Annotated in this window: 15 protein-coding genes; 7 read left to right on the forward strand and 8 right to left on the reverse strand. The window is 69.3% G+C overall.

Annotated elements, in window-relative coordinates; translation table 11 throughout:
• Positions 1-200: 200 nt before the first annotated feature.
• The 3 genes from purL to xerD all read right to left on the reverse strand — a co-directional run bounded on the left by purL (position 201) and on the right by xerD (position 6,962).
• Positions 201-4,184, reverse strand: coding sequence for a phosphoribosylformylglycinamidine synthase (gene purL, locus LVB77_RS18580; protein ID WP_232907580.1), 3,984 nt, complete (start codon positions 4,182-4,184; stop codon positions 201-203).
• Positions 4,185-4,479: 295 nt separating this feature from the next.
• Positions 4,480-5,355 carry a DsbC family protein gene (locus LVB77_RS18585; protein WP_232907581.1) on the reverse strand — a complete coding sequence of 292 codons (876 nt, stop codon included), beginning with the start codon at positions 5,353-5,355 and terminating at the stop codon, positions 4,480-4,482.
• 638 nt (positions 5,356-5,993) lie between these two features.
• Entirely contained in the window at positions 5,994-6,962 is a 969-nt protein-coding gene (gene xerD / locus LVB77_RS18590; protein ID WP_232907582.1) for a site-specific tyrosine recombinase XerD, read from the reverse strand.
• A 95-nt stretch (positions 6,963-7,057) separates the two neighbouring features.
• On the opposite strand from xerD, the gene LVB77_RS18595 reads away from it, so the two are divergent.
• The gene (locus LVB77_RS18595; protein WP_232907583.1) at positions 7,058-7,537 is read left to right on the forward strand and encodes an RDD family protein; all 480 of its coding nucleotides are present in this window, start codon (positions 7,058-7,060) and stop codon (positions 7,535-7,537) included.
• 921 nt (positions 7,538-8,458) lie between these two features.
• Here LVB77_RS18595 and lptG read toward each other — a convergent pair.
• Together lptG and lptF are read right to left on the reverse strand one after the other, a co-directional pair.
• Entirely contained in the window at positions 8,459-9,562 is a 1,104-nt protein-coding gene (gene lptG, locus LVB77_RS18600; RefSeq protein WP_232907584.1) for an LPS export ABC transporter permease LptG, read from the reverse strand.
• Positions 9,559-10,644, reverse strand: a complete 1,086-nt coding sequence (gene lptF, locus LVB77_RS18605; protein ID WP_232907586.1) for an LPS export ABC transporter permease LptF — start codon at positions 10,642-10,644, stop codon at positions 9,559-9,561. The genes lptG and lptF overlap by 4 nt, the downstream gene beginning before the upstream one ends.
• 174 nt (positions 10,645-10,818) lie before the next feature.
• Between lptF and LVB77_RS18610 the strand changes: the two genes are divergently transcribed.
• The 4 genes from LVB77_RS18610 (at position 10,819) to LVB77_RS18625 (ending at position 16,601) form a co-directional block, all read left to right on the forward strand.
• A complete protein-coding gene (locus LVB77_RS18610; protein ID WP_232907588.1) occupies positions 10,819-12,288 on the forward strand; it encodes a leucyl aminopeptidase in 1,470 nt (489 codons plus the stop codon).
• A 19-nt stretch (positions 12,289-12,307) separates the two neighbouring features.
• Positions 12,308-12,733 carry a DNA polymerase III subunit chi gene (locus LVB77_RS18615; protein WP_232907589.1) on the forward strand — a complete coding sequence of 142 codons (426 nt, stop codon included), beginning with the start codon at positions 12,308-12,310 and terminating at the stop codon, positions 12,731-12,733.
• A gap of 280 nt (positions 12,734-13,013) precedes the next feature.
• Positions 13,014-16,067, forward strand: coding sequence for a valine--tRNA ligase (locus LVB77_RS18620; RefSeq protein ID WP_232907591.1), 3,054 nt, complete (start codon positions 13,014-13,016; stop codon positions 16,065-16,067).
• Between the two features lie 6 nt (positions 16,068-16,073).
• Positions 16,074-16,601, forward strand: a complete 528-nt coding sequence (locus LVB77_RS18625; RefSeq protein WP_232907592.1) for a hypothetical protein — start codon at positions 16,074-16,076, stop codon at positions 16,599-16,601.
• A gap of 278 nt (positions 16,602-16,879) precedes the next feature.
• Here the strand turns inward: LVB77_RS18625 and rimI are convergent, their stop codons facing one another.
• The 3 genes from rimI to pssA are packed head-to-tail and all read right to left on the reverse strand — an operon-like array spanning position 16,880 to position 18,566.
• On the reverse strand, positions 16,880-17,374 hold the full coding sequence (gene rimI, locus LVB77_RS18630; RefSeq protein WP_232907593.1) for a ribosomal protein S18-alanine N-acetyltransferase: 495 nt from the start codon (positions 17,372-17,374) through the stop codon (positions 16,880-16,882).
• Positions 17,371-17,775, reverse strand: a complete 405-nt coding sequence (locus tag LVB77_RS18635; RefSeq protein ID WP_232907595.1) for an alanine acetyltransferase — start codon at positions 17,773-17,775, stop codon at positions 17,371-17,373. The genes rimI and LVB77_RS18635 overlap by 4 nt, the downstream gene beginning before the upstream one ends.
• Entirely contained in the window at positions 17,772-18,566 is a 795-nt protein-coding gene (gene pssA, locus LVB77_RS18640) for a CDP-diacylglycerol--serine O-phosphatidyltransferase (RefSeq protein ID WP_232907596.1), read from the reverse strand. Before pssA ends, LVB77_RS18635 begins: the two co-directional genes overlap by 4 nt.
• Before the next feature lie 106 nt (positions 18,567-18,672).
• On the opposite strand from pssA, the gene LVB77_RS18645 reads away from it, so the two are divergent.
• Both LVB77_RS18645 and LVB77_RS18650 read left to right on the forward strand, forming a co-directional pair.
• Positions 18,673-19,104 carry a DUF4124 domain-containing protein gene (locus LVB77_RS18645; RefSeq protein WP_232907597.1) on the forward strand — a complete coding sequence of 144 codons (432 nt, stop codon included), beginning with the start codon at positions 18,673-18,675 and terminating at the stop codon, positions 19,102-19,104.
• 4 nt (positions 19,105-19,108) lie between these two features.
• Positions 19,109-19,375, forward strand: a complete 267-nt coding sequence (locus LVB77_RS18650; RefSeq protein ID WP_232907599.1) for a DUF4124 domain-containing protein — start codon at positions 19,109-19,111, stop codon at positions 19,373-19,375.
• Positions 19,376-19,481: the final 106 nt, after the last annotated feature.

Consider the following 19,481-nt stretch of genomic DNA (forward strand, 5'->3'; position numbering starts at 1 on the left):
ACGATCGAGGGGGATTATCGAGTCAGCCGCGCTGCGTAAGAGCCCGGTTGGGCGCAGCTCGCGCACGCTCAAGCGCAGGCGCCGACGGCCTGAAACGTCTTATCGCAGATCAGGCACGCCTCGCCGCAGCAGCGCGCATGAAGCAAGAAGAAGGCGCCCATCGGGCGCCCTCTTCCGCAACTTCAAACTAGAACCGCGCCTCAGCCCACCCACACCCGCGCATTGCGGAACATGCGCATCCACGGCGAGTCGCCGCTCCAGTCGCGCGGCGCCCAGCTCAGGTTGGCGCTGCGCAGGGTGCGTTCGGGATGCGGCATCAGGATGGTCGCGCGGCCGTCGCGCGAGGTCAGGCCGGCGATGCCGTCGGGCGAACCGTTCGGATTGAGCGGATAACGCTCGGCGATGCGGCCTTCGCCGTCTATGTAGCGCAGCGAGATGTCCGCGGCGCTCTGGTCGAGGTTGTTGTCGAAGCTGGCGCGGCCTTCGCCGTGCGCGACCGACACCGGGATGCGCGAGCCGGCCATGCCGCGGAAGAACAGCGACGGCGACTCGGCGACTTCGAGCAGGCCCAGGCGCGCCTCGAACTGTTCGCTGCGGTTGCGCAGGAAACGCGGCCAATGCTCGGCGCCCGGGATGATGGGCTTGAGCTGGGCCAGCATCTGGCAGCCGTTGCACACGCCCAGCGAGAAACTGTCCTCGCGCGCGAAGAAGGCCGCGAAGGCATCGCGCAGGGCGCTGCGCTCGAGCACGCTGGTGGCCCAGCCGCGGCCCGCGCCGAGCACGTCGCCGTAGCTGAAACCGCCGCAGGCGGCGAAGCCCTTGTAGTCCTGCAGCGAGACGCGGCCGGCGATCAGGTCGCTCATGTGCACGTCGAAGGCTTCGAAGCCGGCGCGGTCGAACGCCGCCGCCATCTCGATCTGGCCGTTGACGCCCTGCTCGCGCAGGATCGCGACCTTGGGCCGCGCGCCCAGGTTCACGAACGGCGCGGCGACGTCGTCGGCCGGATCGAACGTGAGCTTGGGCTTCAGACCCGGCGCGGCGAAGTCGCGCGCGATCGCACGCTCCTCGTCGGCGCAGTCGGGGTTGTCGCGCAGCTTCTGCATCGCATGGCTGACCGACCACCAGGCGTCGAACAGTTCCTCCCAGCGCCATTCGGCCAGGGTCGCACCGTCCTCGCGCACGCGGATCGCGGCGGTCGCGCCCTCGACCCGGCTCAGCACCGGCTTGGCGATGCGCTGCGCGCAATCGATCAGGCCATGGCGTGCGACCAGGTCGGCGAATTCGGCGCGGTCCTCGTCGGCGATCTGCACGATGGCGCCGAGTTCCTCGTTGAACAGCGTGCGGAACGGATCCTCGCCCCAGCCGTCGAGGCTGATGTCCAGGCCCAGGCGCGAGCAGAACGCCATTTCGCTGAGCGCGGCGAAGGCGCCGCCGTCGCTGCGGTCGTGGTAGGCCAGCAGCAGGCCGGCCTCGCGCGCATCGCGGATCAGCTCGAAGAAATCGCGCAGGCGCTGCGGGTGATCCAGGTCGGGCACGCCCAGATCGTCGCGGTCGCCGTCGGCGGACTGCGCGGCGAACGCGGGCAAACCGCCGGCATCGGCGGCATGCGTTGCCTGCGGATGGCATTGCGCGAGCACCGAACCGCCCAGGCGCTGCTTACCGGCGCCCAGGCCGATCAGCCACAACTCGCTCTCGGCCTCGCGCGCGAGCAGCGGAGTGAGTTGCTGGCGCACGTCGACCACCGGCGCGAACGCGCTGACGATCAGCGACACCGGCGACACCGACTTGTGGGCGACGCCCTGGTCCTGCCACTGCGCCTGCATCGACAGCGAGTCCTTGCCGACCGGAATGCTCAGCTCCAACTCCGGACACAGCTCCAGGCCCACGGCCTTGACCGCGTCGAACAGCAACGCGTCTTCGCCGGCGTGCCCGGCAGCGGCCATCCAGTTGGCCGACAGCTTGATCCGGTTCAGCGATTCCACCGGCGCGGCGCAAAGGTTGGTGATCGCCTCGCCCACCGCCATGCGCGCGGCGGCGGCGGCGTCCAGCAGGGCCAGCGGCGTGCGTTCGCCGATCGCCATCGCTTCGCCGACATAGCCGTCGAAGCCCGACAAGGTGAGCGCGCAATCGGCCAGCGGCAGCTGCCAGGGGCCGATCATCTGATCGCGCGCGGTCAGGCCGCCGACGCTGCGGTCGCCGATGGTGACCAGGAACTGCTTGGACGCGACGGTCGGATGCGCGAGCACGCGCAGCGCGGCCTGACGCAGGTCCAGGCCGTTCCAGTTCAGCGCCGGCCACGGCGCGGCCGGCGGCCGGCGGGTGTCGCGGTGCATCTTGGGCGGCTTGCCGAACAGCAGGTCCATCGGCAGGTCGATGGGCCAATCGGCATTCGCGTCTGCGTCGGCGCCATACACCGATTCGACGGTGGCGCCGTAGCCCACCACCAGGCGTTCCTCGGCGGTGGCGTAGCCGACCACCGCGAACGGGCAGCGCTCGCGCTCGCAGATCGCGGCGAAGTCTTCGACGCGGTCGGCCGGCAGGCCGAGCACGTAGCGCTCCTGCGATTCGTTGCACCACAGCTGCATCGGCGACAGCGAGGGATCGTCGCTGGGCACGCGTGCCAGGTCGATCACGCCGCCCAGGCTGGAGTCGTGCAACAGCTCCGGAATCGCGTTGGACAAACCGCCGGCGCCGACGTCGTGGGCGCTGTCGATCGGGTTGTCCGCGCCGAGCGCGACGCAACGGTCGATCACTTCCTGGCAGCGGCGCTCCATTTCCGGGTTGTCGCGCTGCACGCTGGCGAAATCGAGATCTTCGGCGCTGTCGCCGGAGGCGACCGAACTGGCGGCGCCGCCGCCCAGGCCGATCAGCATCGCCGGACCGCCCAGCACGATCACCGCATGCCCGGGCTTGAGGCCGAGCTTGGCGACCTGGATGCGGTCCATCGCGCCGAGACCGCCGGCCAGCATGATCGGCTTGTCGTAGGCGCGCGCGTGGCCGCCCTCGGACAGTTCGAAGCTGCGGAAATAACCGACCAGGTTGGGACGGCCGAATTCGTTGTTGAACGCGGCCGCGCCGATCGGGCCGTCCAGCATGATCTCCAGCGCCGGCGCCATGCGCGGATTGAGCGCGCGCTCGCCTTCCCAGGGCTGCGGCAGGGTCGGAATGCGCAGGTGCGAGACGCTGAAACCGCACAGGCCGGCCTTGGGACGGCCGCCGCGGCCGGTCGCGCCCTCGTCGCGGATTTCGCCGCCGTTGCCGGTGCTGGCGCCCGGGAACGGCGCGATCGCGGTCGGGTGGTTATGCGTTTCGACCTTGATGCAGAACGCCGATGGCGTTTCGGCTTCGGCCAGGTACGCGTGGCTGCCGGGCTGCGGACGGAAACGCCGGCTCGGATAGCCCTCGACCACCGCCGCGTTGTCGCTGTACGCCGAGAGGGTGTTTTCCGGCGTCTGCGCGTGGGTGTGCTTGATCATCTTGAACAGCGAGATCGGCCCACCGTTCACCTGCATGTCGCGACCGTCGATGGTCCAGGACGCGTTGAAGATCTTATGCCGGCAATGCTCGGAGTTGGCCTGCGCGAACATCATCAGTTCGACGTCGGACGGCGCGCGGCCGAGCGCGGCGTAGCGCTCGCGCAGATAAGCGATCTCGTCCTCGGCCAGCGCCAGGCCCAGGCGCACGTTGGCGTTCTCCAGCGCGTCGACCGGGATGCGTTCCAGCTCGCCGCGCTCGGGCACCGCGAACAGCGCCGCGGCGTCGTCGCGCGCATCCAGCAGCGACTGCGTCATCGGATCGTGCAGGGCCTTGGCCAGCGCGCCCTGGCGGGCGGCGTCGGCCGGCCAGCCGGCCAAGTCGTAGCGGGTGCCGCGCTCCACGCGCGCGACCGGTTGCCCGGCGCCGCGCAGCAGTTCGGTGGCCTTGCTGGCCCAGGGCGACAGCGTGCCCAGGCGCGGGGTCACGTAGCGGGAAACCGCGCCCGGCTCGCGCGCGGCGGCGTCGGGTTCGGCCTGCAGGATGCGGCGCAGGGTGTCGCCGTCCGGCTGCGCGTCGGCATCGGGCCGGACCCAGTACACGGGCCAGGCGTCGATCAGGCGGACTTCGGGATGGATGGCTTGCAGGCGGGCTTGGAGCCGTTCGCGGCGGAACGGAGACAGGGCCGAAAGGCCCTCGAGGACGATCATGTCCGGGGAACCGTGCAACGTCGGGCCCGGTATTGTATCCAAGCGCCCCGCTCCGCGCCGTTTTCGCCGTTCACGACCGGCCGGACGGGGCCGGGCGCGGCCGGGTGGGCGCCCGAAACCACAGGTCTTGCCCTGCTCCCGCCTGGCTCGCAGCCCACCCCGGTGCGCGCCAACGTCCGAACCCAGACCCCGCTGGCGACGCAGTTCGGCTTGGCGACCGCCCCGAAAACGACGATGCCGCCTCGCGGCGGCATCGGGTTACGGCGTGTCCGGCCGTGTGGCCGGACGGCGACGCTCAGGCGCCGCCGGCGGTGGTCGCGGCGGGCACGGCGTCGACCGGACCGGTCGCGGCCGGCTTGGCGTTGCCGTCGGCGGCCAGCTTGTCCAGGCTCTCGCGCAGCGCGGCCGGCGGCACGTAGCCGCCCAGCTGGGTGCCGTCGGCGGCCAGGATCATCGGCGTGCCGGTCAGGCCCACGCGCTGGCCGACGTCGTACTGCTGGGTGATGGAGTTCTTGCAGTTCTTGTTCGGCACCGCGTGATCGGCCTTGGCGTCGGTCAGGGCCTTGCGGCGGTCGGGCGCGCACCACACCGAGACCATCTTGTTGAAATCCTGGCTGCCGATGCCGGCGCGCGGGAACGCGAGGTATTCGATCGCGATGCCCTGGCGGTTGTACTCGGCGATCTCGCTGTGCAGCTTGCGGCAGTAGCCGCATTCGACGTCGGTGAACACCGACACCGTGTACTTGGGATTGGCCGGCGCGAACACGATGCGCTCGCTGGCCGGGATCGCCTTCAGGGCCTCTTTGCGCATGCCGGCCAGGGCGACTTCGCTGAGGTTCTTCTTGGCGGCGGTGTCGAACAGCGCGCCGCCGGGGCCCGGCAGGAACAGGTAACGGCCGTCGTCGCTGACATAGACCACCTGGCCGGCGACGATCGCCTCGCGGAAGCCCGGCATCGGCGCGGCGCCGACGCGCTCGACGGTCACGCGCGAATTGAGCACGCGGATCGCCTCGATCGCGCGCGCGTCCGGCGTACCGGCGGCGGCCTTGGCCTCGGCCGGCTTGGCGCTGGCGGCCGCCTGGGTCTTGGCGGCATCGGCGGCGGGCTTGGGGGCCTCGGCGCAGGCCGACAGGCTGAGCGCTCCGAGCACAGCGAATAAGGCGTACTTCATCGATCGGGTCCTTGTCTGGTTCACCGGGCGTTGGACCGCGCGGGGAAGGTGTGGTTCAACGATTGTCGCACGGGGCGCGCAAAGGGGTCGGCCCGCCCCGCCGGACCGGCCTCTGCGAGCGCGACGGGGTTGGCGGTTTGGGAACGGGGAAACACGGAAACGGGGGCTGGGGGCGGCCGTCGGGCGTTGAGCGGGGTTTAGGCTGGCGCCTTGAGGCGTCGGGGGCGCTGGCAGGCCGGGCGTTCGAGCACGCCAGGCGGCAGTGCCTCGCTTCGATAGAAGGCACCGCACTCGGAGTAGCGCTTCCGGCCCGGCGCAGCGCGCCTGGCGTTCGAGCACGCCAGGCGGCAGTGCCTCGTTTCGATAGAAGGCACCGCACTCGGAGTAGCGCTTCCGGCCCGGCGCAGCGCGCCTGGCGTTCGAGCACGCCAGGCGGGCAGTGCCTCGCTTCGATAGCAGGCACCGCACTCGGAGTAGCGCTTCCGGCCCGGCGCAGCGCGCCGGGCGTTCGAGCACGCCAGGCGGGCAGTGCCTCGCTTCGATAGAAGGCACCGCACTCGGAGTAGCGCTTCCGGCCCGGCGCAGCGCGCCGGGCGTTCGAGCACGCCAGGCGGCAGTGCCGCCTGAGCGGCGTGCTCTCACCCACGCGGATGGTGCTTGGCGTGCAGTTGCTTGAGCTGCTCGCGCGCGACCAGGGTGTAGATCTGGGTGGTCGACAGCGAGCTGTGGCCCAGCAGCATCTGCAGCGCGCGCAGGTCGGCGCCATGATTGAGCAGATGCGTGGCGAAGCTGTGGCGCAGGCCGTGCGGGCTGATCCGGGCCGGGTCGATGCCGGCGACGGCGGCGTAGCGCTTCACCAGCAGCCAGAACTGCTGGCGGGTCGGCGCTTCGCCGCTTTGTGCCAGGAACAGCGGCGCCAGCGCGCGTTTGCCGGCCAACACCGGCCGAGCCTGGGCCAGGTAACGCTCCAGCCAGTGCTGCGCCTCTTCGCCCAGCGGCACCAGCCGCTCCTTGCCGCCTTTGCCGCTCACGCGCAGCACGCCCTGACGCAGGTTGACCGCGGTGGCGGTCAGGTTGACCAACTCGCTCACGCGCAGGCCGGCGGCGTACATCAGCTCCAGCATGGCGCGGTCGCGCAGACCCAACGGCGTCTCGATCTCAGGCGCATGCAGCAGCGCCTCGATCTGGCTCTCGGCCAGGGCCTTGGGCAGCGAGCGCGGCAAGCGCGGCGGTTCGAGCAAGGCGGTGGGATCGTCGCTGCGCTCGCCGCGCCGCAGGCGCAGCGCATAGAACGCACGCAGGGCCGACAGCAGGCGCGCGTTGCTGCGCGGCGAATAGCCCTCCTGGGTACGCCAGGCCAGGTAGTCGAACAGCGTCGCGCGGTCGGCGCCGGTCAAACCTCCCTTGCGCCCGTCCAGCCAGCGCGCCAGCCCGGCCAGATCGCGGCGATAGCTGTCCAGGGTCTGCTGCGCCAGGCCGCTTTCGGCCCAGATCGCGTCGAGAAACGCTTGAATCGCGGCCTCGTCCGCATCGGGCAGCGGCGGCAGCGACATGGCCAGGCTACGGCGCTCGGCCGGCGTGGTTTTACGGGATTTCGACGACGTCATCGCGGCAGCGTCCCTCAGCCACGGGCGCCCGCGCAAGCCCGATGCCTTCGACCGACGCGCTACGAGCGCGAGCGCATGACCGTTATCCTGTAGCGATGAACACCGAACGCGCCACCGCGAACACGCCCGCCCGCCCCGCCACCCTGCTGCCGTGGCGCTTGTTCGCGCTGTTCTACGATTTCTGGCCGGTGCTGGCGCTGTGGATGCTGGCCTCGGCGGCGTTCTCGCTCGGCTACACGGTGTCCGGCCACGACGTACACGAGAACATCGCACCGTTCAGCGCCTTGCAGTGGGCGCTATGGCTGGTGTGCTGGCTGCTCACCGGCGTCTACGCCACCCTGAGCTGGCGCCGCGGCGGCCAGACCCTGGGCATGCGCCCCTGGCGCCTGCGCCTGATCGGCACCGACGGCGGCGCACCCGCCTGGAAACCGCTGCTGATCCGCTACCTCGTCGGCACCGCCTCGCTACTGCTCGCCGGCCTGGGCTTCTGGTGGGCCTGGCTGGACCGCGACCGCCTAACCTGGCACGACCGCGCCAGCGGAACGCGCTTGGTGCGCGAGCCGAAACGCACCTGAGGCCGTTGAGCGAAAGCAGCGACGCCGCGCCGCCCTCCAAATTCACAACGAAGCACTCGGTTGCGACGCAAGCCGTTGCCGTTGCCGTTGCCGTTGCCGTTGCCGTTGCCGTTGCCGTTGAGTTTGCTCCGGCATTGAAGTCCATTGATCCGAAGCCACACGACCATTCCCAGACCCGAAGGGCGGCGCGCAGGACGCGCGCCGTTTTTCGATAAGACAGGGATGTCTTATCGAAAAATCCCGGCGCCAGAACCGAAACCACACGGGAGCTTCTGGCTCAGACCCTTCTCTTTGGTTACTTTCTCTTGGGTCAGCAAGAGAAAGTGACCCGCATGCGCAGCAGGCGGAAGCTTTTGACCTTCGGCCAGAAACAGCGAAGCAACAGCAAAAGCAAATCCTCCCCAACCCTCCTTTGTCAAAGGAGGGAGCTAAGAGCGCAACATCGGCACATGGGATCGAACGGAACCGGATAGACGCGGTCGCCGGGATTCGCGGTCGCGGCTCACGCCGCTCCTACAGAGAGCGTCGGCAAGAGAAAGTGACCCACATGCGCAGCAGGCGGAAGCCTTTGACCTTCGGTCAGAAGCAGCAAAGCAACGGCCAAAGCAAATCCTCCCCAGCCCGCCCGGCCAACAGGCACAGCCTGTTGTCGTTCACCCGTGCACGAACCTGCGGTTCGTAAACGCACGGCTTCACCCTTTGTCAAAGGAGGGGGCTAAAAGCGCAACACCGGGATTTGGAGGCCATCGGAACCGGATAGGCTCGATAGCCGGGATTCGCGGTCGCGGCTCACGCCGCTCCTACAGAGAGCGCCGGCAAGAGAAAGTGACCCGACTGCGCAGCAGGCAAAAGTCACGCGCCTTTGGAATACGGCAGCAAAACGCCCCTTCAACCCAAGGAGCCATGCCAACGAAACCCGCGCTACCCCGAGCGCTTCTTAAACAAGAACGCCGACACCCCGACCATGATCACCGTCGGCATCAGATAAGCCAGGCGGAAATCGAACTTGTACACACTGGCCAACTTCACGAACTGCGTCTGCAGCAGCCAGAAACCCAGCGCGAACACGATGCCGATGAACAAACGCTTGCCCATGCCGCCGCTGCGCAACGCACCGAACGCGAACGGAATCGCCGCCAGGCACAGCGCGAGCACGTTGATCGGATAGAACCAGCGGCCCCAGTAATGCTCCTTGAACTCGCTCGCATCCAGACCGTTGCGCTCGCGGTAATCGATCGCCGCCGACAGCGCCGTCGAACTCAGATAACGCGGACGCTCCGAACCGGCCATCAACGCCGCGCCGTCCAGCTTGGACTCCCAGCGCTCCTGCGCCACATGCGTCTGCGTCACCGACTTGGCGTCGAAACGGGTGCGGGTGACGTCGCGCAGCACCCAACCGCCGGGGCGGTGCTCGGCGATGTGCGCGATCGCCGCCGACTTCAGGCGGCCGTCCTCGGCGAATTCGTAGAAGAACACGTCGCGCAGTTCCAGCCAGGTGTCCGTGCCGTTGCTGCGGTCCTGACCGCCGCCGGCGTTGAGGATGAAATCGCCCTCGCGCGCCCACAGCCCCGAGTACTGCGCCACGATCATGTTCTTGGACTTGGCCGAGGCCTTGAGCGCCTCGGCGCTGCGCTGCGCCCACGGCGACAGGGTCTCGCCGTTGACCACCATCAGCAGGGTCAGGGTCGCCAGCGAACCGGCCACCGCCAAGCTGAGGCGACGGCGCGACAGACCGACCGCGCGCAACGCGGTCAGCTCGGAGGTCGCCGCCAGCTGGCCCAGCGCCATCAGGGCGCCGATCACCGCCGACGTCGGGAACAGCGTGTAGGCGCGGCGCGGAATGGTGTAGACCATGTAGGTCAGCGCCTGGGTGAGGCCGTAGTTGCCCTTGCCGACGTCGCTGAGCTCGCTGCTGACGAAGCCCAGCATCACGTCCAGGCCGATCATCACCGTCCAGGTCAGCAGCACCGTGCCCAGCACGACGCGGCCGACGTAGAGGTCGTGGATCTTCGGAAACGGCTTCATGCCAGCGCCTTCGCGCGGCCCAGACGGCCGTCACCGAAATACAGCCACAAGGCCAGCGCCAGCATCGGCAGCACCAGCCACCACAGCCCCAGGCTCAGCGAAATCTTGCCGGTTTCCAGCCAGCCTGTGCCTGCGATCATCAGATTCACACCGATCAGATACGCCAGGAAGCCCATCAAAATGCGCCCGTAACGTGCCTGGCGCGGCATGCTGCGCGCCAAGGGCACCGCCATCAGGGCGAAGGCGAAGGTCAGCAGCACCGGCGCCAGGCGGTAGTGCAGCTGCGCGCCGGCCTCGCGGCGCGGGTCGCCCAGCAGGGCCGGCGTCGACATCAGCTCGGGATTGTTGGGGTCGTACTTGGTCTCGCCGGCGGGCAGCAGCAGCTCGTTGCTGGCGTAATGCATCATGCGGAAATCCAGGCCGTTGTCGCGCGGGCCCTCGACCTGGAAGCCCTTGTTGAGGGTCAGATAGCGGTTGCCCTGCTCGTCGACCTTGAGTACGCCGTCGTTGGAGGTGGTGATCTCGCGCCGGTCCTCGCCCTGGCGGTAGACGAACACGCGCTGGAAGCGGCTGCCGTCGTTGGACATCGCGCCGACGTAGATCACCCCGCCCTTGCCGCCCGGCAGCTCGGTGAAGCTGCCCGGCTCCAGGCCGGCCACGATCAGGTTGCGGTTGGCCTCGCTGATCATCTGCTTGGACAGGCGCTCGGCCCAGGGCCCCAGCCACAGCGAGCAGGCGCCCACCACCAGCACGATCGGCAGCACCAGCATCAGCAGGGGCTTGAGCAGGCGGCGCGGGCCGACGCCGATCGAGGCGATCACCGGCATCTCCGAATCGCGGTACAGCCGGCCCACGCCCAGCATCAGGCCCAGCATCAGCGCCAGCGGCAGGATCAGCGGCAGCCACTTCAGCAGCACCAGTCCCAGCTGGGCCAGCATCATCCCGGCCGGCACCCGGCCGCGGGCGATATCGCCCAGCACGTCGGTGAACGCCCCGCCCACGGCGACGATCAGCAGGACCACCAGGGTCGCGAAGGTGGCCTGGGTGAATTCGCTCAGCAAATAGCGGTCAAGCTTGGGCATTGGGCTTCGGCATCGGGGCGGGCTTGCGTTAAACTCGGGGGTTCGTTCGACGGCGTGGGACGGCTGCGGCAGGCGCGATGCGCGCCGACACCGGCAAGTCCAGCCCACCGGAAGCCGCCCGATTGTACGGAACTCACTTCCTTTAGCTGCACTTCTACTCTGGGAATCTGTTGGATGACCCTCGAATTCGACCTGAACCGCGATGCGCCCGCCGCCGCCAAGACCGATTGCATCGTGGTCGGCGCCTATGCCGACAAGACCCTGACCGCGGCCGCGCAGGCCCTGGACAGCGCCAGCGGCGGCCGCCTGAGCGCCCTGCTGGAGCGCGGCGACGTCAGCGGCAAGACCGGCAAGACCACCCTGCTGCACGACCTGGCCGGCGTCGCCGCGCCGCGCGTGCTGGTGGTGGGCCTGGGCGAAGCCGGCAAGTTCGGCGTGCCGCAGTACCTCAAGGCCGCCGGCGACGCCGCGCGCGCGCTCAAGGCCGGCCCGGTCGAACACGCGGTCTTCACGCTGTCCGACGAGCCGGTCGCCGGCCGCGACGCCGCCTGGGCGATCCGCCAGGCCGCGATCGCCGCCGATCACGCCTGCTACCGCTACACCGCCACGCTGGGCAAGAAGAAAGACGAGCCCGGCCTGCGCAAGCTGTCCATCAACGGCACCGACGCCACCGCGCTGGCTCAGGGCCAGGCGATCGCCGCCGGTGTCGCGTTCGCGCGCGAGCTGGGCAACCTGCCGCCCAACGTGTGCAACCCGGCCTACCTGGCCGAGCAGGCGCAGACCTTCGCCGCGCGCTTCCCCACCACCAGCTGCGAGGTGCTAGAGCGCGCGCAGATGCAGGAACTGGGCATGGGCTCGCTGCTCGCGGTCGCGCGCGGCTCGGCCAATCCGCCCAAGCTCATCGTGCTCAGGTACAACAACGGCGGCGACGCCAAGCCCTATGTGATGGTCGGCAAGGGCATCACCTTCGACACCGGCGGCATCAACCTGAAGGTGCAGGGCGGCATCGAGGAAATGAAGTTCGACATGTGCGGCGCGGCCACCGTGATGGGCACCTTCGTGTCCGCGGTGGGCATGCAGCTGCCGATCAACTTGGTGGTGGTGGTGCCGGCGGTGGAGAACATGCCCGACGCCGACGCCTACCGCCCCTCCGACGTGCTGACCAGCATGTCCGGCAAGACCATCGAGGTCGGCAACACCGACGCCGAAGGCCGCCTGATCCTGTGCGACGCGCTGACCTATGCGCAGCGCTTCGAGCCGCAGGCCCTGCTCGACGTGGCAACCCTGACCGGCGCCTGCGTGGTCGCGCTGGGCAAGTACGCCAGCGGCCTGATGAGCAAGGACGACGACCTGGCCGCCGAGCTGCTGAGCGCCGGCGAGCAGGTGTTCGACCGCGCCTGGCGCCTGCCGCTGTGGGACGAGTACCAGACCCAGCTCGAGTCGACCTTCGCCGACGTCTACAACATCGGCGGCCGCTGGGCCGGCGCGATCACTGCCGGCTGCTTCCTGGCCCGCTTCACCGAAGGCCAGCGCTGGGCGCACCTGGACATCGCCGGCGTGGCCAACGACGAAGGCAAGCGCGGCCTGGCCACCGGCCGTCCGGTCGGCATGCTGAGCCAGTGGCTGCTCGAGCGCGCGGGCTGAGCCCGGCGGGCCGCATCGGATGCCGCGCGCCGACTTCTATCTGATCACCACCGCGCGGTTCCGCGAGGAGCCGCTGCGGCTGGTGGGCGAACTGGCGCGCAAGGCCGTCGACGCCGGCCTGCCGACGCTGATCCTGGCCCGCGACGCGGCCCAGGCCGAGGCCCTGGACGATCTGCTGTGGGACATGGGCGACGACGTCTTCATCCCGCACCAGATCGCCGGCGCCGACGTCGACGAGGACGAGGCCGACGTGCTGATCAGCGCGCCCGGCACCGACGCGGCGATGCGCGCGCTGGTGATCAACCTGCGCGACGACGCGGTCCGGGACGGGTTCGAGCGCGTACTGGAAGTGGTGCCCGCCGACGCCGAGGCGCGCGGCCCATTGCGCGAGCGTTGGAAGCAGTATCAGTCGCGCGGGTTGGAGTTGAAGAAGCACGATATGTAACGGGCGGATTCGAAGCCCGGGAAGGCAGCGGCCGGCGCCAGTCCCGATCCGTCATCCCCGCGACATCGGGGGTCCAGGGCTTCATCCAGGCATGACGCTCAAGTCTCTGGATTCCCGCTTTCGCGGGAATGACGAGCCAAAGCGAATAGGCACGATGCCGAAGTCGCCGGATTCCCGCCTGTGCGGGAATGACGGGCAAAGACCCGAATCGGCAGCGTCGCGCCCTCAGATCCAAGTTCCGTTCCACGCCCCGCAATCCAATTCCGAATCACGAGTCTTTATGTCCCTCGCCTCCAGCTACGACCCCAAGCAGTTCGAAGCCCGCCTGTACGCGCAATGGGAGAGCAGCGGCGTGTTCCAGCCGCGCGGCGACGGTCCGTCCTACGCGATCCTGCTGCCGCCGCCCAACGTGACCGGCACCCTGCACATGGGCCACGCCTTCCAGCACACCCTGCAGGACGCGCTGATCCGCTATCACCGCATGCGCGGTTATCGCACGCTGTGGCAGATGGGCACCGACCACGCCGGCATCGCGACGGAGATGGTGGTGGGCCGCAACCTCGCCCTCGAAGGCAAGGGCGAAACCCGCGACTCGCTGGGCCGCGACAAGTTCATCGAAAAGGTCTGGGAGTGGAAGCAGCACTCCGGCGACACCATCGAACGCCAGATGCGCCGCCTCGGCGCCAGCGGCGACTGGTCGCGCAGCGTGTTCACCATGGACCCGATGGCCTCGGAGGCGATCACCGAAGCCTTCGTGCGCCTGCACGAGAAGGGGTTGATCTATCGCGGCCAGCGCCTGGTCAACTGGGATCCGGTGCTGAAGACCGCGATCTCCGACCTGGAGGTGGCCAACGAGGAAGAGAACGGCCACATGTGGTCGATCCGCTACCCGCTGGCCGACGGCGCGAGCTACGAATACGTCGAACGCGACGACGACGGCAACGAAACCCTGCGCGAGACCCGCGACTACGTCGTGGTCGCCACCACCCGCCCGGAAACCATGCTGGGCGACACCGCGGTGATGGTGCACCCCGACGACGAACGCTACACCGCCATCCACGGCAAGTTCGTCGATCTGCCGCTGACCGGCCGCCGCATTCCCGTCATCACCGACAGCTACGTCGACCGCGCCTTCGGCACCGGCGTGGTCAAGGTCACGCCCGCGCACGACGCCAACGACTACGCGGTGGGTCAGCGTCATTCGCTGCTGTCGATCAACATCTTCGCGCCCAACGCGTCGGTCTGGACCGATACGGGCCCGGTCGCGCTCAAGCACGTGCTGTCGTCCGCGGATCCGAACTTCACCAAGATCGATCTGGACAACCGCACGCCGCAGCAGACCCAGTACATGGACGATTTCGCCTTGTTCACCGAACAGGGCATGACGGCGATCGTCGAGAAGTACATTCCGGCCGCGTATCGCGGCCTGGACCGCTTCGACGCGCGCAAGATGATCGTCGCGGATCTGGATGTCGCGGAGCTGCTGGTCGAGGTCAAACCGCATCGCCTGCAGGTGCCGCGCGGCGACCGCAGCGGCCAGGTGATCGAGCCGTACCTGACCGACCAGTGGTTCGTGAAGATGGACAGCCTGGCGCAGCGCGGGCTCGAACTGGTCGAATCCGGCGAGGTGAAGTTCGTTCCGTCGAACTGGATCAACACCTACCGCCACTGGCTGGAGAACATCCAGGACTGGACGATTTCGCGTCAGCTTTGGTGGGGCCACCGCATTCCGGCCTGGACCGTCCGCAGCGGCGAAACGGATTTCACGCCGCTGCTCGGCGGAGAAATCGTCGCCCGGACGGAAGCCGAGGCCGTGGTCGCCGCACACGCCAAGTTGCTGGCCGCGCTGGGCAGCGACAACTACGACAAGGTCAAGGACCGCATCGAACTGGTGCAAGACCCGGACGTACTGGAAACCTGGTTCTCCTCGGCCATGTTCCCGTTCAGCACGCAGGGCTGGCCGAACGAAGACAAGATGGGCGAGCTCGGCTTCGACGTCGCGCTGCCGACCAGCGTGCTGGTGACCGGCTTCGACATCATCTTCTTCTGGGTCGCGCGCATGATCATGATGACCGACGAGCTGGTCGGCCGCGTGCCGTTCCGCGACGTCTACATCACCGGTCTGGTCCGCGACAAGGACGGCCAGAAGATGTCCAAGTCGAAGGGCAACATCCTCGACCCGCTGGACATCATCGACGGCATCACGCTCGATGCGCTGGTCGCCAAGCGCACCACCGGCCTGATGAAGCCGCAGGACGCACCCAAGATCGAGAAGGCCACGCGCAAGGAATTCCCCGACGGCATCCCGGCCTTCGGCGCCGACGCGCTGCGCTTCACCATGACCGCGCTGGCCGGCCCCGGCCGCGACATCAAGTTCGACCTGGGCCGCGCCGAGGGCTACAAGAACTTCTGCAACAAGCTCTGGAACGCGACCCGTTTCGTGCTGATGAACACCGAGGGCGCCAGCTTCGCCGGCGCCCCGCAGCCGCGCACCGACGCCGAGCGCTGGATCCTGTCGCGTCTGGCGCGGGTCGCGGCCGAGGCCGAGGCCCAGTTCGCCGCCTACCGTTTCGATTTGCTCGCGCAGGCGCTGTACGAATTCGCCTGGAACGAGTTCTGCGACTGGTTCGTCGAACTGGCCAAGCCGGCGCTGCAGGGCGAGGACCAGGCCGCCGCCGACAGCACCCGCCACACTCTGCTGTACGTGCTGGAACGCCTGCTGTCGCTGCTGCATCCGCTGGTCCCGTTCGTGACCGAGGAGCTGTGGCAGCAGGTCGCGCCGCGCCTGGGCATCGCCGAGGCCACGATCATGCTGCGGCCCTACCCGCGCGCCGCGGATTACGCCGCGGATTACGCCAGCGCCGAAGCCGACGTGGAGTGGCTTATGGCGATGGTCAGCGCGCTGCGCAAGATCCGCAGCGAACTCAATGTGGCGCCGTCCAAGAACGTGGTGCTGCTGCTGTCCGGCGGTAACGACGGCGACCGTGCGCGGGCCGTCCGCTTCGATTCGCAGCTGCGCTTCCTCAACCGCCTGGAGCGCGTCGAGGCGCTCGCCGCGGGCGCCGCCTCGCCGGCCGCCGCGACGGGCGTGGTCGGCGACCTGACCCTGCTGGTGCCGCTGGAAGGGCTGGTCGATCTGGGCGCCGAACGCGTGCGCCTGGACAAGGAGATCAAGCGCGTCGAAGGCGAGATCGGCAAGTGCGAGAACAAGCTGGCCAGCGAGACCTTCGTGCAGAACGCGCCGCCGGCGGTGGTCGAGCAGGAGCGCAAGCGCCTGAGCGACTGGCGAGTGCAGCTGGAAGCGCTGCAGGCGCAGCGCGCGAAGCTGGGCTGAGATCGGGTGTTGCGGCGTCTGCGCGACTGGTTCGGCAAGCGCCCGGCGATCGTCGTGCCGCCGCCGCGGGCGCTGTCGGACGAAGAGGTCGAACGCGCCGTCCTGGTGTTCGGCGAGGGCGACCGTAGCGACGAGCAGATCGAAGCCGACATGCGGGCGCTGGCCGGCGACGCGATGACCGCGCGGCGCTTGGTGGACGTGGTGCCCGAGGCGTTCGGCCTGCTGCTGATCGCGCATATTCCGGCCTGCGCCGAGGTGACCAAGCCCGAGGGCTTCCAGGCCCAGGACGCGGACGGGCGCTGGCACGAGTTCCGCTGGGGGCGCGAACCGCTGTTCGCGCAGGCCGCGCAAATCGCCGCGCGCATGTTTCACGAGGGGCCGCGTGCGCGTTTCCAGGCGATCGCGACGCGCGCGTCGATGGTCGACGCAGTCAACCACGCGCTCAACAACGAAAGCGACCTGGCCGGTTCGAGGCTGGGCGCACCGGCCTTCCTCGGGCTGCCCGCCGAGCTCTATCTCGAACGCCAGCCGTAGGATGCGCTAAGCCGCAGGCGCACCGCATCGGCGCGGCTATCGGGCGAGAGCGATGGTGCGGTTGTCGCCGCACCCTACCTCGGGTCGCGGGTTCCGCTGGTACGTGGGATCCATCGCGGCTTACGCCGCTCCCACAGAAAGCAAGGCGCACCGCATTGGCGCGGCTATCGGGCGGGAGCGATGGTGCGGTTGTCGCCGCACCCGACTTCGGATCGCGGGTTCCGCCGGCTCATGGGATTCATCGCGGCTTACGCCGCTCCCACAGAAAGCAGGGCGCGCTAGCCCATGCCTTCCGGCGCCAGCAACTCCATCGCCATCACCAGCGCGTCCTCGCGGCCGTCGCGGGCCGGGTAATAACGCGGGCGGCGGCCGATCTCGTTGAAGCCTTCGGCGTGGTAGAGCGCGATCGCACCGGGATTGGACGGACGCACTTCCAGGAAGATCCGCTGCGCGCCGCGGCCGCGCGCGATCTGCAGCATCGCGTGCAGCAGGCGCCGGCCGTAGCCGTGGCCCTGCTGTTCCGGTGCGACGCAGACGTTGAGCACGTGCGCTTCGCCGGCGGCCAGGCTCATCAGGAAATAGCCCAGGATGCGGTCGTTGCGGTACAGCACCCAGGACGGGTAATCCGCGCGCAGGCAGTCGCGGAAGATGCCCAGGGTCCAGGGGAACTCGTAGGCGCGGATCTCGATCGCGTGCACCGCGTCCAGGTCGTCCTCGCGCATCGGCCGCAGACCGGCGGCCGGCGCTTCGCGGTCGACGGCCTGCGCGCTCATGCGCGTGCGCCCCGGCGCAGGCTGCGCAGCAAAGGCCACAGCGCGCGCTTGGCGGCCGGATAGCCGCGCAAGGCGGCGGCATCGTACAGCGCCAGCACCGCTGCGTCGGGCGCCGCGCCGGGGTGGCGTCCGGCCGCGCGCAGCACCGCGCGCAGCAGGGCGTCGTCGTTATTCGTGGACGGCGCCGGACGCGCGCGCTCGGGCGTGCGCGCCTGCGGGGTTTCTTGCGAGCGCGTCGGCTCCGCGGTTGCGGCCGCGCGGGGCTCGGTGGCGGCGCGCGCCTGCACGGGCACAGGCTCGGCCGCGCGCGGCGGCGGCGCATCGCCGGCCGTGGCCAGCGCCAGCGCCGGATGGCCCAATGCCTGCAGCCATTCGCGCTGCTGCGCGCTCCACAAACTCATGCGCCAGGGCCCTTGTCTGTCGGTGCCGTCTCCGCCGGCGGCATGCGCCGCGCGCGCCGGTACAGGGCGTAGACCGGCCCCGACAGCGCGTAGGGGGCGAAGATCAGCAGCAGCACGCTGGGCGGATCGATCGCGATCGCGATCACCACCACCACCACGATCAGGATCGCCAGGAACGGCACCCGGTCGTGCTTGGGGCCGCCGCCCTTGAAGCTGAAATAGCGCAAGCGGCTGACCATCAGCAAGCCGGCGATCACCGTCACCGACAGCGCGGCGTAGCGCAGCTCCTCGCCGGTCCAGCCCAGCTCGTCGCAGGTCCAGACGAAACTGGCGACCAGTCCGGCCGCGGCCGGGCTGGCCAGGCCGATGAACCAGCGCTTGTCGACCTGGCCGACCTGGGAGTTGAAGCGCGCCAGCCGCAGCGCCGCGCAGGCCGCGTACAGGAAGGCGGCGATCCAGCCGATCTTGGCCGGCATCGGGCCGTCGTGCTTCATCGTTTCCAGCGCCCAGTGGTACATCACCAGCGACGGCGCCAGGCCGAAGCTGATCAGGTCGGCCAGGGAGTCGTACTGCACCCCGAACTCGCTCTGGGTATTGGTCAGGCGCGCGACCCGGCCGTCGACGCCGTCCAGGATGGCGGCGATGAAGATCGCGATGCAGGCGTCGCCGTAGCGGCCCTGGGTGGCGGCGATGATGGCGTAGAAGCCGGCGAACAGGCCGCCGGTGGTGAACAGGTTCGGCAGCAAATAGATGCCGCGTCCGCGCGGTCGAGGCGTAGGCATAGGTTCCATAACGGAAGTGTAGCGCTTGCCTGCGCGCCGGCACGGTGCTGCAATCGACGTTCCCCCGCCGTACCGTACCTACCACCGTCCAGCACCGACCTGCCCGGAGCCGACCATGCCCTGCCCGACCCGTACTCCCGTCCCCCGTCCGCGCCGCGCGTGGCTAGCCCTGGCGCTGCTGGCGCTGGCCCTGCCCGCCGCCGCCGGCGAGGTCTACCAGTGGAAGGACGCCAACGGCGTCACCCACTACTCCGATTCGCCGCCGGCCAACCAGGGCAACGTCAAGGGCCGCCAGATCCAGAACCGCACCGGCACGCCCTCGGTGGCCCAGGCCAAGCCCACCGAAAGCGCCGAATGCACCACCGCGCGCAGCAATCTCAAGCAACTGCAGAGCAACGCCCCGATCGGGCTGGACACCGACAAGGACGGCAAGGCCGACAGCGCTTTCACCCCGGAGCAGCGCGCCGCCCAGGTCAAGCTGGCCGAGGCCTCGATCGCCGCCTACTGCAAGCCGGCCGTGGCCGCCGCCGGCACGCCGCAAGCCTGAACGCATGAAACCGGGCTGGGCCATCGCCGCGGGCATCGCGCTCGGCGTCGGCCTGGCCTGGTGGGCCGCGCAGAACGAAGCCGCCCCCGCGAACAGCGCCCGCGCCCGCCAGGCGCAGGCCCGCGCCGAGGCCGCCGACCCGCCCCTGTACCGCTGGCGCGACGACGACGGCCAGCTCCATGTCGGCGACACGCCGCCCAAGGGCCGCCCCTACCAACGCCTGCCGCGCCAGCCGCAGGCCGGTATCGAAGTCCACGGCGACCGCGACTGAGCCGGCGCATCCGGACGGACGCATCCCAACCGGCGCCATCCGAACCGTCGAATTCGCGCGATGCGCGCGCGCACGGCAGAATGGGGGCTTCCCTCCGGTTTCGAAG

Source organism: Lysobacter sp. 5GHs7-4, from assembly GCF_021284765.1.
Lineage (GTDB): Bacteria > Pseudomonadota > Gammaproteobacteria > Xanthomonadales > Xanthomonadaceae > Lysobacter.